We start from the raw sequence: 13,059 nt of genomic DNA on the forward strand, positions 1-13,059 counted from the left end.
CTCAGAGATAAGAAAAGAACAAGCTGTCGAGCAGGCGCGACCACCCGGACACCAGCACGAACAACAACAACTTGAGGGGTAAGGAAATGGTCATGGGTGAGACCATCTGCATGCCCAGCGCCAGCAACAGGTTGGAAACAATCAGATCGATGACGATAAAGGGCACATAGATCAGGAAGCCGATCTCGAACCCTGCCTGCAACTGCGAAAGCACAAAAGCCGGGATCAGCAGCAACAGGTCATCGCGATGGGCGTTTTGCGCCATCTCCGGCGGCCACATGCGCGCGGTGTTTTCCACCAAATGGGTCAGGACGTCCGGGTCGGTGTTGCGGCTCATAAAGGTGCGCAGCGGCTTTATCGCCTCTAGCCCCGTTTCTTGCAGGCGCTGCACGCTGCTCATGTCCACGGGGAATTGCTTGGCATTCTGTGCCATTTCATATCCCACGGGCGCCATGACAAACAGGGTTGCCGCCAGCGCTATGCCGTTCAACGCCATGCTGGGCGGCACCTGCTGCACGCCAATCGCGTTGCGGGTGATCATCAGCACAATGACGATTTTCAGAAAGGCCGTGCAGACAATCAACAACATAGGCATCAACGACAATGCCGCGAGAAACAACGCCAGGACAATGGGGTCGATCCCCTGAAAAGTCATCGCGCGAAAATCACACGGGACAACTGCAAGCCGAGGCGTCCATCCACCTCCACCAACTGGCCCTGACCAATCGGTCGATCGCCGTAGTAAAGCCCTGCCATGCCCGGGGCGTAGCCCGCGATGCTCAACACCGCGCCGGGGGCCAGATTGCGCAGCTCCCCGAGGGTCAGGTTCAGGGTCCCACAGCGCACATTCAAGGCCATGCTCAACTCATCGAAAGGCTCATGGCCAAAAACATCTACCACGGGTTCATCAAGATCATGCTCGTCATACCCTGAGTAATGTTGTGCTGAAAGATCCTCGTCCACAGACGTCTCCTCGATAGATATAAGTGTCAGGCACACAGACCCCGATTCATCATCAAGGCGCCCATGCACGCGATGCCTTCCCATCCGCAACCGACCATTGCCGTGCACATCGAAAAAGGCCTGTTCCAGCATCGCCACATCACCGACACGCAGGCTGCGAACCTGGGTCAGGGGTAGCTGCAAGCGCCCCAGCGTCACGGCAATCGCCAGTTGAAACGAGTCCGGTAATGGCTGGGCCGTCGGCTGCCAGTGCCCCGCCTCGCACAGCGCCAACAGACTTTCAGGGGTCAGCAACAGATACCCCACCACCCTGGAGGGCCCCAGCGTCACCGTAAGCCGGCAACCGAAATTCAGTTTTCCAGGAGGCGTGCGAAGGCGCAGGTAACCGAACAGCGCTCGCACCTGAGGGCTCAAGTGGTGCTGGAACAGCTCCCAGAACCAGGAATCCGGATCATTGCCAGCCTCTGCCAGCGTCACCGGGCACTCCCCCAGCAGGCTGAACATCGGCCCCGGCTCGCTGAAGGCCAGCAGGCCGCAAGCACTGTCGAAATACAGGGGGGCAGCGCTTCTGGGGGCACGCCCGGGTTCCAGCAGCAACTCTCCCTGCTGGTCCTGGACCGTAAACCCCATGCGCAAGCCGCGCCCCAAACGAAGCCTCGCCGCCACCGTGCCGCTTTTGACCGATGGAATGACCAAGGTCGGCAAGATCATGCCGTCCCCACATGCACCAGATGCACATTGACCGGCTGGCCCAACCCTTCGGCCAAACGCTCCTCGCAGCACTGGCGCACGCCCCCCAGCCAACGGGCGGTCAGCTCCTGTTCTGCCGCCAACTCGATGCTCCAGGCCCCCTGTTCACGACGCACACTGGCATTGATCCGGCCCAGGCGCGGCAGATACAGCAACGCCTGCAGGGGCCACTGCACTCCCCCACGGATCTGGGGGAGCAACTGGCCGGTCATGGCTTCAATCGTCAAGATATCGGCGGACGCCGCAGCACCCGTGGCCGATGGGCCGTAACCGGCGCTCTCGTCGGTGTCGCCAAGCAGATGAGTAAACAACTGCCCCAGCTCCCTGGCCAAGCCGCCCACCATCACCGGCTCCCTGTCGTCCCGAGGCTCACGCAGACGCGGGCGTTCGGGTTTGCTTGCTGGAACTTGCGTCATATTTCTTCCTGTATTGCTTCCTGAGCCAACAAAACGGACAACTCCTGAAGTTTCTCGACCTCTTTAAGGCATTGGCTCACCTGTTGCTGCGCACTGGCGACCTGCACCACCTGCTCCTCACGCCGGCCATGCAGCTCATGCAACTGCCCTTCTTCGCGCCGGGTTCCGGCGGACAAAGTGCGCTCCTGGGTCCCCCAGGACTTGAGCTGGGACAGCGAGAGCACCTGCCCCTGGTGCTTCTCCAACAGCTCTGCGGTTTTCTGGATTTCCTCCAGGCGGGTCTGCTCAAGGGCTTGCTGGGCCTGCTGGATTTGCGCCAACAAGGCCTGCTGGTGCCGCTTGGCCTCACGCAACGCGCGCTCGGCGCGGTCGGCGCGGTCGGCGCGGTCGGCGCGATGCCTGCGCAGACGCCGCAAGGTGTCGAGTTCAGAAAGGGACATGGGTGGTCAGGCTCATCAATTGATCGAGGGTCATCGGCATCGGTGCCGGCTCGCGCAAGTCCTGGCGCAGGAAGCCATCCACCGCCTGGCGGCTGTCCACGGCCAGGTCCGTCAGGGCATCGTTGCCGGGCTGGTATTCCCCCAGCTTGAGCATCAGCTCGATCTGTTGGTACGCCGATAACAAGCGACGCAGTGCCGTCCCGGCCTGGATATGCGCGGGCTCGGCGACGTTGCTCAAAATCCGTGACAGGCTGGCCAGCACATCCACCGCCGGGTAGTGGCCGCGCTCGGCCAATTTGCGCGACAAAACGATATGGCCATCGAGCAGCGAGCGCACTTCATCGGCCACCGGATCGCTCATGGAGTCCTGCTCGATCAGCACCGTATAGATCGCCGTGATCCCCCCCTCGCGGGTCAGCCCTGCGCGCTCTACCAGACGCGGCAGCAAGCTGTACACCGACGGCGGCAGGCCGCCACGCCCCAGCGGTTCGCCGGCGGCCAGGCCGATTTCGCGCTGGGCCCGGGCAAAACGGGTCAGGGAGTCGATCAGCAACAGGACCCGCTTGCCCTTGCGTCGGTAGCCTTCGGCCAGTGCCGTGGCGGTGAAGGCAGCCCGGGCGCGCTCCATGCTTGAACGGTCGGACGTCGCACACACCAGCACCGCCTTGGCCCGCAGTCGCTCATCCAGTTCATGATCGAGAAACTCGCGCAACTCGCGGCCCCGCTCGCCAATCAGGCCGAACACAATCACATCACAGTCGACGTTACGGGCGATCTCCGCGAGCAAGGTGGTCTTGCCACAGCCGGCCCCCGCAAACAGGCCAACGCGCTGGCCTTCACCCAGGGTCAGCAGGCCGTCGATCGAACGCACCCCGGTGGACAATGCGCGGTGGATCCGCGGCCGCTCGGTGGGCAACGGCGCCTCGCACAACACCAGGCTGGTATCGTGGGCGTGCGCCTCGACAAAGGCACTGGCCCCCTCCCCCGTAATCGGGCGGCCAAAGCCGTCCAACACCTGGCCCAACAGGTCATCGCCGACCCGCACCCGATGCGCAACCCCCAACTGCTCGACACTGGCACCCACGCGCACGCCTTCCAGGTTGCCCAGGGCACTGAGCACCGCATCCTGCTGATCGAAACCGATAATCTCGGCCAGCATGTAGTCGCCCGTGGACTTTTCCACCTGGCACAAATCGCCAATACGCGCGTCGGGCAAGCGGCATTGCAGCAACATGCCGTTGACCCGCTGAATACGCCCACGTACCGAGACCGGCGCAAAATTGGCCAGGGCCTGTGATCGGTCCTGCTGCCAGGCCTCCAGGCGTGCCTGCAGCTCGCCACTCACCAGCGCACCTCATAGCGCTGCACGCCGTCGAACACCACCTTGCTGTTATCAATCAGGACCAGCCGCAAGCCATCCACTTCATCCCCGACAAACAGCCGGCTGCCTTCATCCAGGACCACATGCCCATTGGGCCCGCCGACGATCTGCAGGATCCTGAAAGGGAACACGGCGCTGCGCTCTTTGACCCGACTGATCACCGGCACGGAGGTCTCGAACTGCTCGCCAAAACGACTGAGCATGCGCGACACCACTCCCACCTCGTCCAGGGAAACGTCACCGTCCAGAGCCACCTGGCCATTGATCACCTGCAGGCGGATCCGATTGCCCAGTTCACGCTCGTTGAGCATTTTCAGCAGTTGCTGGCGGACTTCGTAGGGTGAGTCCAGCTCGTTTTTTTGACTTTTCACCGGCATCAACGATGCCTGTGCCTCGTGGTCGCCCGTGGTGGCCAGGCCCACCGCCGTAATGATGACGGCAATCACCAGCACCAGGCTGAGCATGCGCTTCTGTTGCGGCCCGGAAATCGAGGACAACGTTAACGCCGGCACCGCCTGGCCGGCCGGCCTGGGCGCGGGCGCATCGGCAGCAGGCATCGCTGCTTGCGGCCAAGGCTGGTCGGCCAGGGTGACACACAGGCGAACATTGCCAATCGTAAAAGGACTACCCAGTGCCAGGTCGGCAATCTGCGCCAGAAGCCGACCGTCGCCGGCCCGCACCAGCCCTTCTTCGGCCTGCACCGACCAGCGCTGCTCGATACAACGCAACAGCACATGCCGCTCGGCAATACCTTCGTCATACAGCGAAAGATCAGCATCCGGGTGGGCCCCTATCAGCCATTGCCCGCCAAACAGCGGCAGCGCAGCCCCCTGGTGCAGACCATCAAGCACGCGCAATTCAAACATCATCGAACCTCATCACCGCTGGAACGACATTGGCCCGAGCAAGACTCACCAACGCCCTCATGCCACCTCCTCGCGCATCAGATCGTCCCGGGCCAGATCAAAACGCCCCAGCACCTTGACCTTGGATGAAGCACTCAGCTCGGCGAACGACAGGACCGGCACATGGTTGAACTCTTCCAACAGCAGGGTGCGCAAGGGGCTGCGCAAGTCCTGCGCCACCAGCAGCACGCTCTTGCTCTTGGGGCGCACGGCAAAGGCTTGCTTGAGCAGGCTGACCAGCGCCGCACTGCTTTCGTGATCCAGGGAAAAGAACACCCCCGTCTGGGTCTGGCGCTGGGCATCGCGCAATACGTTTTCGGTGTGGGGCGACAGCAGCCAGGCATGCAGGCCGTCGACTTCGCTGTATTGGTGGAGAATCTGCGACTTGAGGGCTATGCGTGCATAGTCAGCCAGGGCATCCGGCTCACGCTCATGCTGACCGTGTTCGATCAGCGCCTCGACAATCAGCCGCACCGCCCGTAGGGGTACGCCCTCACCGGCCAGGCGCTGCAACACCGATGAAAACCGCGACAACGGCATGATCCGCTGCAGCTCCTGCACCAGCTCCGGCTGGTTGAACTCCAGCCAACTGAGAATCGCCTTGCTCTCCTGAATCCCGAGAAACTGCGGGCCGCTGAGCAACATCGCCCGGGTCATCCGCTCCTGGAGCAAGCTGTACGCCGTCGAGCGCGCCAGGTGTTCGTCCGCCAGCACCGGGTCATCGGGGGGGAACCAGACCCAGTCCTGTTCATCACGCTCCACCAGGCCCCTGCTGCCGCTTTCAGGCTCGGCCGACAGTGCCGCCAGCTCCACGCCGACCCAGTGACCTAGGGTGGCCTTCAATATGGGCACTTCATGCACGCAGAAGCGAAACTCATCGTCGGCCAGCGTAGGCGCAAACTCGACTTCAAACGGCGGCAGCGTCAAGCCAATCTGGGTCACCAGGCTATTGCGGCTCTGGCGCACCCCGTGGATCACTTCAGTGACCAGCGGGCTATCCTGCAGGGCCGGCGGAAACTGCAACAGGTAAGGCCGCGACGGATCGAAACCACGCAAGTCCTCCACCCCGTTCTGCTCCGGCGGGAGGGTATCGGCGACCGGTTCCTGCGCCTGCTGCTCACGCTGACGCTGGCGCGTAAGGTAATAACCCAGGCTGCCGGTCATCAGCGAAATAAGGATAAACACCACCGTGGGCATCCCCGGCAGCGTCGCGAAAGCGAGCATGCCCACCGAGGCGATCATCCAGCTCTTGGGCTCACTGGTCATTTGCCGGGCAATCTCGGCGCCCATGTTGTTGCTGCCTTTGTTGCGACCGGACGGCGCCACACGGGTGATGATCATGCCGGCCGTCAGCGAGATCAGCAGGGCCGGGATCTGCGCGATCAAGCCGTCACCAATGGTCAGTACCGAGTACAACGCCATGGAGTCGCCGGCGCTCATGCCATGCTGGAACATGCCGGTGGCAAAACCGCCCAGCAAGTTGATCACCACAATGATCAGCCCGGCGATAGCGTCCCCCTTGACGAACTTCATCGCCCCGTCCATGGCCCCGAACAACTGGCTTTCACGGGACAGTTGCTCACGCTTGTCCCGGGCCTGGTTGCCATCAATCAGGCCGGCACGCAGGTCACTGTCAATGGACATTTGCTTGCCGGGCATGGCATCGAGGCTGAAACGCGCGGCCACTTCCGCAACCCGTTCCGAGCCCTTGGTGATCACCAGGAAGTTCACCAGGGTCAGGATCATAAAGATCACCAACCCCACCGCCAGGTTGCCGCCCACCACAAAGTTGCCGAACGCCTCGACAATGTCACCGGCGTCCTGCTCCAGCAGGATCAGACGCGTGGTGGCAATCGACAACGCCAGGCGAAACATCGTGGTCAGCAGCAGGATCGACGGAAACGAGGAAAAGGCCAGCGGCCCCGGCAGGTACAACGCCAACACGATCAGCAGGCACGAAATACAGATATTGACCGCAATCAGGATATCCACCAGCCAGGTGGGCAACGGCACGATAAAGATAAACACAATGGCCATGACGACCACCGCGCCCAGCACCTCGGCACGCTGTGCAACCTTCAACAGCACCCCGTTGATTGCCCGCAACGCACTCATGCCTTGAGCCCTGGCCACGTGTGGGTATGTCGCGCGCCTCGCTCCTGCATGGCGTATTCAAGCAGCACCTGCTTGTAGCTGTTCACGGCCTCTTCGCGCCGTCTTGCATCGCACCACCAGGCCAGGGGCAAGGCTTTGAGCTCGGGAAAAAAGGCGCCGAGGGAACTCAACTGGTGAGACAGCTCACTCCCCCCCAGGTCCCTGGCCAGGTGCTTGATTTCGTGGGGCGTAAGACCATTGGCCGCATACCCCAGCAAGCGCTGCAACAGACCCAGCGGATCCAGATGCAGTTCGGGGTACAACAGCAGGGAGCGCCCGATCAGCTCCTTGCAGCGCGCGAGCACACCGCTCAGCCGGCTGCAGTCGTTCAGGCCCAACAGCAAAGTGCGCAACTGGCCCCGATCGACCGACGAGGTCTGCGCGGCAATATCATCGGCCAGGGCCCGGCGGATCAGCTTCAGCCCCGTCTCGAAGTCACCTTCACCATACAGCCCCAGCAGCGACTGCATCAGGGTCGCCAGCGATTGGGTCGTGACCACGCTGGTGTAATACAGGCTGCGCACCGCCTGGCGCATCTGTGGGTCATCGCTGCCGGCCTGCAGCGCCATCGCCGTGTTCAGGCCCGCCTGGATCTGCGGCTGGTAGTGGTTCTCCAGATCAGTCAGGGAACTGCGTGCCAGGCTAGCCTCCGCAGTACGCCCCTCAGCATCCGCCTGGAGCGCCACGTGCTTGAGCACCACATAGGCCCGCGCCGGGTCGTTGCCGGTGATCTGCATGATTTTGCCGACGCCGGCGCGGAGCAGCAATTGCCCCCTGACATTACGGGCAATGGTCGCCATTTTCGCCTGGGCCGGATGACCCAGTTGCTCATAGAGCTGGACCAACTGCTCGGCCGGAGGCGTACGCAAGCCCAGTTGACGCTCGCTCAGGGACGTGGCGTTGCGTGCGACCTCCTGGCTGAACATCTCACTGAAATCGTCAGCGATGGGGGCGTTTATCTGCGACGACGGCCCACTCTCGAACCGTGTAGATGCCGGCTGATTCAACTGCGGGTGATTTTGCACATCAAGGTTGGGATCGACTTTCATGGGAGTGCCAGGACAAGAGATTCGTATCCTTGTGTGGCTACAGCACCCGATACAGTTCCATCTTCGCCGTCATTTCCCAGGGCAATGAAAATACCTGCACAAACTCATGATGCTTTGTGCAAGGCCTTGCATGAAAAACACCTAAAACAAGATATTTCCTTATATTTATCAACCAGATAGAGACTTTCCGCGCTTGGCACAAGCGGTGCTAACAGGGTTCTCGTCGAAACCATTTCGACTGCTTCTACCCTGAGGAAAAATCATGGATATCCCTATCAGTGTTTTAGTTAATTTACCCCGTGACCCTAGCCAATCCATCCAAGATCTGTCCGACGACCACCACAAGCGCCTGCGCCGGTTCATTCATAAACGCGTACTGAACCCAGAGGATGCGGACGACATCCTGCAACTGACGTATCTGGAGGCCTGGCGCAACCGCCATCACTTCAGCGCACAGGCGTCACTGAGCACCTGGATGTGCGGGATCGCGCTGAACTTGATCCGCAATCACTTCCGCCGCCTCTATGCCAAGCCGGTGCATTGCGAGTTCGACGAAGCGCTCTCCCATGGGCAGAACGAAGAACAGGATCTGGCGCGCCAATTTGAGATCAGCCGCCGCCTGGAAAATACTCTGAGTGCCATCCAGCACCTGCCCCTGGAAATGCGCAATACCTTGTATGCCTCATTGGAAACCGACGGCAGCTACCAGGACACCGCCGACGCCCTGGCGATCCCGATTGGTACCGTCCGCTCCCGACTGTCCCGGGCGCGGGAACAGCTCAAACGCGCGACAAAGTCTCACCCCTACCAGTAGGAAAGGTGTTGCCCAGGGATAGGGCAAACCTTACGGCTTTACGCTTTTTTCGTGCGAGGCAACAGAATCGCCAGCACCCCGAGCAATGGCAGGAACGAGCACAACGTGTACACGTACTCGATGCCATGAATATCCGCCAGATACCCCAGCAACGCCGCGCCTATCCCGCCAAACCCAAACATCAGGCCAAAGAACACCCCGGCGATCATCCCTACGTTGCCCGGTACCAATTCCTGCGCGTACACCACAATCGCCGAGAACGCCGAGGCCAGGATAAAACCGATCACCACACTGAGCACGCTGGTCCAGAACAGGTCGACATGGGGCAACAGCAAGGTGAACGGCGCCACACCGAGGATCGAGAACCAGATCACCGCCTTACGGCCAATCTTGTCGCCAATCGGCCCGCCAAAGAACGTACCCGCCGCCACCGCGCCGAGGAACAGGAACAGATGCAACTGGGAACTGGCCACCGACAGGTCGAACTTCTCGATCAGGTAAAAGGTGAAGTAGCTGGTGAAACTGGCCATGTAGAAGTACTTGGAGAACACCAACAGCCCCAGCACCACCAGCGCGCCGAGCACACGGTTTTTCGACAGGCCATGGGTGGCGGCCTGGCCTTGCTTGAGCTTGAACAGGTTCAAATGGTTGCGGTACCAGCGGCTGATCGCATACAGCACGCCCAGGGCAAACACCGCGAACAAGCCGAACCAGGCGACATTGCCCTGGCCGAACGGAATGATGATCGCCGCCGCCAGCAACGGGCCAAACGCCGAACCCACGTTACCGCCCACCTGAAAGGTCGACTGCGCCAGGCCATAACGCCCACCCGAGGCCAGGCGCGCCACGCGGGACGCCTCCGGGTGGAAGGTCGAGGAGCCAATACCGATCAACGCCGCCGCCAGCAGAATCAGCGGGAAACTGCCGACCTGGGACATCATCAAAATCCCCACCAGCGTACAGATCATCCCGCAGGGCAACAGGAACGGCTTGGGATGACGGTCGGTGTAATACCCCACCCATGGCTGCAGCAGCGAGGCCGTGAGCTGGAACGTCAGGGTAATCAGGCCGACCTGGGTAAAGGTCAGGCCATAGCTTTGCTTGAGCATCGGGTAGATCGACGGCAACACCGCCTGAATCAAGTCATTGATCAAGTGCGCCAGCGCCACGGCGCCGATGATACGCATGACCAACGGGCTGGATTGCGCCGCGGCCGGCGCCGTAGCCACTGAAGGCTGGGAATTGGTAAGGGCCATGAGGAACGTTTCCGTACAGCAGATGGATGCACAGGTGCAGGTGTGACAATGTGCCACTTAATGGGGCAGGAAGGCTATCCCGTTAGCAGGCTAACGAGTAGGTGAATCGTTGCAGCGAACACCAGCCAGGCGCCGAACGCGTCACAAATCAAATGTGTGCGGGCTTGTGTGGGAGCCGGGCTTGCCCGCGATGCAGGCAACTCGGTGTATCAGATGCCATCGCAGGCAAGCCCCACACTCAGATCTTCGCGGCCTGGTGAAGCGCACAAATCCCCAGCCACTGGTCGCCTCACCCGGTGTTTTTCCTTAAACAGTTGATAGCGTAGATAAATTTTCAAAAAAAGCGCTTGACGCATTCCCGTTCTACGCGAATAATGCGCGCCACTTGGCTACATAGCTCAGTTGGTTAGAGCATAGCATTCATAATGCTGGGGTCCGGGGTTCAAGTCCCTGTGTAGCCACCAAGTACCGATCCATAGATGTCTACAGCAGTCTATGAATCACCTCAAGAAGCCCGCCTCGTGCGGGCTTTCTTGTTTCTGGCTGTCTACCTCTACTCCATCCTTCCCCTCTGTGTAGGCCCACACGCATGCTTCAATAGCACATGGCGGAAGCTCGGGCGCAGACCATCATCGATGAAGGCGTCCCATCAGAAGAGACGCTTCGCGAACTGCTTATTCTTTGCTGGCACTCGTCCCAGATCGCGGACTCATTCTTTCTATCTCACGCCAACTGCACCCGTTTTCTCGTCCAACTGGCGCAGATCGCAATTGACGAAAAAGACTATCAAGGCGACGCACCGCCCGCTGCTGCTTACTACCTTGAGAAGCTGCCACCTCCAGTGTTGAAGGGCGTCGCGGATATCCTGCTACGTGGTTTTCCCGTCGAGGAGTGCGGCCACAACAATTCACTCGCTGTCGCAATTGCACTCTCCGGGATCGAAGGTGGCAGGGCAAAAGTTCAGGGCGCATACGAGAATGATTTCCTCAACACCGACAGCTACGAAAAGGCCATGGCAATCTATGCCGAGCACTCGCAGCCCTGACCCTACGCTCAAGTTCGCTCAGTAAAGCGTAAGCTGGAGATGCGAATGGCCGAGGCTCATGCCAGGGTCGCTCAGGAGCTTGATACTGCGCGACGCGTCGGGACCGCAGAAGTGTGGCGATGCGCCCTCAAAAGGGAGAACCCAATGCAGCGGGCAATTGTTGATCAATGGCTTATCCAGTGATGCCCCGGATGAAGCTTCAGCAAATGCCGCCTCAGCCACGCCACCTCCTCATCGGGCAGCGTCGGCAAGGTCTTGTGAAAATCCTCCTCATCCTTTGGCCGCACGTGCAGAGCTTTGAACAAGAGGATCGCCGCAGGCCTTAAATATGGAATGCCTTCACTGCTCAGATACAACATTTCGGTACGGGGAAACCGGATAGACCCATCCCGTTTGTATACCCATACTTCAGGGCTTCCTGATTCAATCATCATGTCCACCCGCCAGGCTTGAGCAACAGGGTCGAAACACCACACCTGCTGAATGTCTAATCCTGGGCTTTGACCCACGGGAAGAAAAGTGAGCACTCCGGCCTTCGCGGTGTACATATCAAGATCGCCAAGCGCGTGCCGGAACTCCAGGAAATCGTCTCGCAACAGGGTGAACTCTATATCGTCATGCTCCCTCGTCTTTTCGCCGTGCCATAGGTCAAGCGCCCACCCGCCGACAACGCACCAGGGGAGCGAGACGGTCTTCAGGCGAACAGCCAACTCAGCGGGCGTCCATGAGCGCCACAGCTCTTGATCCGGCGCCAGAGCCTTGTCCGTCATAACCTGATCTCCGATCGTTCTGAAAATTACTAACAGGCTCAGCGATTGGGCCACTCACGCATCACATCAATGAAAACCGCTTTCGATAATCACTTGGCCCAACGCCGAGACGCCGCATAAATGCCCTTCTGAACCCGTCCGCATTGGCATAACCGACTGTATCGGCCAAGCGTTTAAGTGAAACATCGGCATCTTCAATCAGACGTCTGGCCGCATCAATGCGGGCCAATTCGACAAATTCGGCCGGGGTCGAACCGGCTTCAGCCTTGAAGGTACGGGCGAAGTTTCGCTCACTCATACCGGCGCGGGCGGCCAAGGCAGGGACGCTCAAGTCGGCCTTCAGGTGCTCTACCACATATTCCTGCACGTCCCGGATCACGCTGCGTTCGGCGGTTTGCGCTGCCAGTTGCGCGCTGAACTGCGATTGCCCGCCAGGCCGCTTGAAGAACATCACCATTTCACGGGCCACGCTGAGCGCCAATTCTCTGCCGTAATCTTCTTCGACCAGCGCCAACGCCAGGTCCATGCCCGCCGTAACACCCGCCGACGTGTAGATGTTGCCGTCCTTGATAAAGATGCTGTCCGGATCGACGTGGGTGTGCGGATACTCCTTGGCAAGTCTTGCGCTGGAATTCCAATGGGTGGTGACACGGCGCCCGTCGAGCAGACCTGCGGCGGCCAGCAAAAAAGCACCGCTACAGACTGAGCCGATACGACGGACGGATTTGGCTTGCCGGCGTAGCCAATCTTGCAACGCAGGGTCATGCGCGATTTCGTTGATATGTGGGCTGCCGGCCACGAGCAAGGTGTCGACCTTGCCCTTATAAGTGTCGAAGGTTTCATCAATGCCAAGCTTCAAACCACTTGAGGTTTTGATCAGGCCCTTGCTGGTACCGATGACTTCGACCCGATAGGCACGCGGGTTCCCCAGTTGCTTGGCGGCTTCAGCAAAGATATCGGCGGGCCCGGCGACGTCCAGCAGTTGCACACGAGGGAATGCCAGGAGGGTGATACGCATGATGTCTGTCCTTGTCGAATAATTGGCTGAATACATCGCTTTATGACTATTTCAGCCAATGTCTATTTGGCTGAAAATAGCCACAACAGCAAATTCAG

The 13,059-nt window shown here is 60.2% G+C and carries 13 protein-coding genes and 1 tRNA gene; 3 read left to right on the forward strand and 11 right to left on the reverse strand.

Annotated elements, in window-relative coordinates:
• Position 1: 1 nt before the first annotated feature.
• The 8 genes from sctR to sctW are packed head-to-tail and all read right to left on the reverse strand — an operon-like array spanning position 2 to position 8,058.
• Positions 2-655 (reverse strand): type III secretion system export apparatus subunit SctR, encoded by a 654-nt coding sequence (gene sctR / locus HBR94_RS12330; RefSeq protein WP_057958284.1) that lies wholly within the window; start codon positions 653-655, stop codon positions 2-4.
• A complete protein-coding gene (locus HBR94_RS12335) occupies positions 652-1,674 on the reverse strand; it encodes a FliM/FliN family flagellar motor switch protein (RefSeq protein WP_170044868.1) in 1,023 nt (340 codons plus the stop codon). Before HBR94_RS12335 ends, sctR begins: the two co-directional genes overlap by 4 nt.
• The gene (locus HBR94_RS12340) at positions 1,671-2,129 is read right to left on the reverse strand and encodes a type III secretion system HrpP C-terminal domain-containing protein (RefSeq protein ID WP_170044869.1); all 459 of its coding nucleotides are present in this window, start codon (positions 2,127-2,129) and stop codon (positions 1,671-1,673) included. The genes HBR94_RS12335 and HBR94_RS12340 overlap by 4 nt, the downstream gene beginning before the upstream one ends.
• A complete protein-coding gene (locus tag HBR94_RS12345; RefSeq protein ID WP_170044870.1) occupies positions 2,126-2,569 on the reverse strand; it encodes a type III secretion protein in 444 nt (147 codons plus the stop codon). The genes HBR94_RS12340 and HBR94_RS12345 overlap by 4 nt, the downstream gene beginning before the upstream one ends.
• Complete coding sequence (locus HBR94_RS12350; RefSeq protein ID WP_170044871.1) at positions 2,556-3,914, reverse strand: FliI/YscN family ATPase; 1,359 nt, start codon at positions 3,912-3,914, stop codon at positions 2,556-2,558. Before HBR94_RS12350 ends, HBR94_RS12345 begins: the two co-directional genes overlap by 14 nt.
• Positions 3,911-4,816, reverse strand: a complete 906-nt coding sequence (locus HBR94_RS12355; RefSeq protein ID WP_170044872.1) for an FHA domain-containing protein — start codon at positions 4,814-4,816, stop codon at positions 3,911-3,913. Before HBR94_RS12355 ends, HBR94_RS12350 begins: the two co-directional genes overlap by 4 nt.
• Before the next feature lie 57 nt (positions 4,817-4,873).
• Positions 4,874-6,970, reverse strand: a complete 2,097-nt coding sequence (sctV, locus tag HBR94_RS12360) for a type III secretion system export apparatus subunit SctV (protein WP_170044873.1) — start codon at positions 6,968-6,970, stop codon at positions 4,874-4,876.
• Complete coding sequence (gene sctW, locus HBR94_RS12365) at positions 6,967-8,058, reverse strand: type III secretion system gatekeeper subunit SctW (protein ID WP_170044874.1); 1,092 nt, start codon at positions 8,056-8,058, stop codon at positions 6,967-6,969. The genes sctV and sctW overlap by 4 nt, the downstream gene beginning before the upstream one ends.
• Positions 8,059-8,320: 262 nt before the next feature.
• Here sctW and HBR94_RS12370 point away from each other — a divergent pair, with 262 nt between their 5' ends.
• The gene (locus HBR94_RS12370; RefSeq protein WP_057437724.1) at positions 8,321-8,872 is read left to right on the forward strand and encodes an RNA polymerase sigma factor; all 552 of its coding nucleotides are present in this window, start codon (positions 8,321-8,323) and stop codon (positions 8,870-8,872) included.
• A 38-nt stretch (positions 8,873-8,910) separates the two neighbouring features.
• Here HBR94_RS12370 and HBR94_RS12375 read toward each other — a convergent pair whose 3' ends face one another.
• Positions 8,911-10,128, reverse strand: coding sequence for an MFS transporter (locus tag HBR94_RS12375; protein ID WP_057958276.1), 1,218 nt, complete (start codon positions 10,126-10,128; stop codon positions 8,911-8,913).
• Between the two features lie 387 nt (positions 10,129-10,515).
• On the opposite strand from HBR94_RS12375, the gene HBR94_RS12380 reads away from it, so the two are divergent.
• Positions 10,516-10,592 (forward strand) — tRNA-Met (locus tag HBR94_RS12380).
• A gap of 140 nt (positions 10,593-10,732) precedes the next feature.
• Positions 10,733-11,173, forward strand: coding sequence for a hypothetical protein (locus HBR94_RS12385; protein ID WP_170044875.1), 441 nt, complete (start codon positions 10,733-10,735; stop codon positions 11,171-11,173).
• A gap of 164 nt (positions 11,174-11,337) precedes the next feature.
• Here HBR94_RS12385 and HBR94_RS12390 read toward each other — a convergent pair whose 3' ends face one another.
• Positions 11,338-11,943 carry an amino acid transporter gene (locus tag HBR94_RS12390; protein WP_170044876.1) on the reverse strand — a complete coding sequence of 202 codons (606 nt, stop codon included), beginning with the start codon at positions 11,941-11,943 and terminating at the stop codon, positions 11,338-11,340.
• Between the two features lie 61 nt (positions 11,944-12,004).
• On the reverse strand, positions 12,005-12,961 hold the full coding sequence (locus HBR94_RS12395) for a DJ-1/PfpI family protein (protein WP_057442025.1): 957 nt from the start codon (positions 12,959-12,961) through the stop codon (positions 12,005-12,007).
• Between the last annotated feature and the right edge of the window lie 98 nt (positions 12,962-13,059).

Origin of the sequence: Pseudomonas sp. WS 5412, from assembly GCF_012985615.1 — a bacterium.
GTDB lineage: Bacteria > Pseudomonadota > Gammaproteobacteria > Pseudomonadales > Pseudomonadaceae > Aquipseudomonas > Aquipseudomonas shahriarae.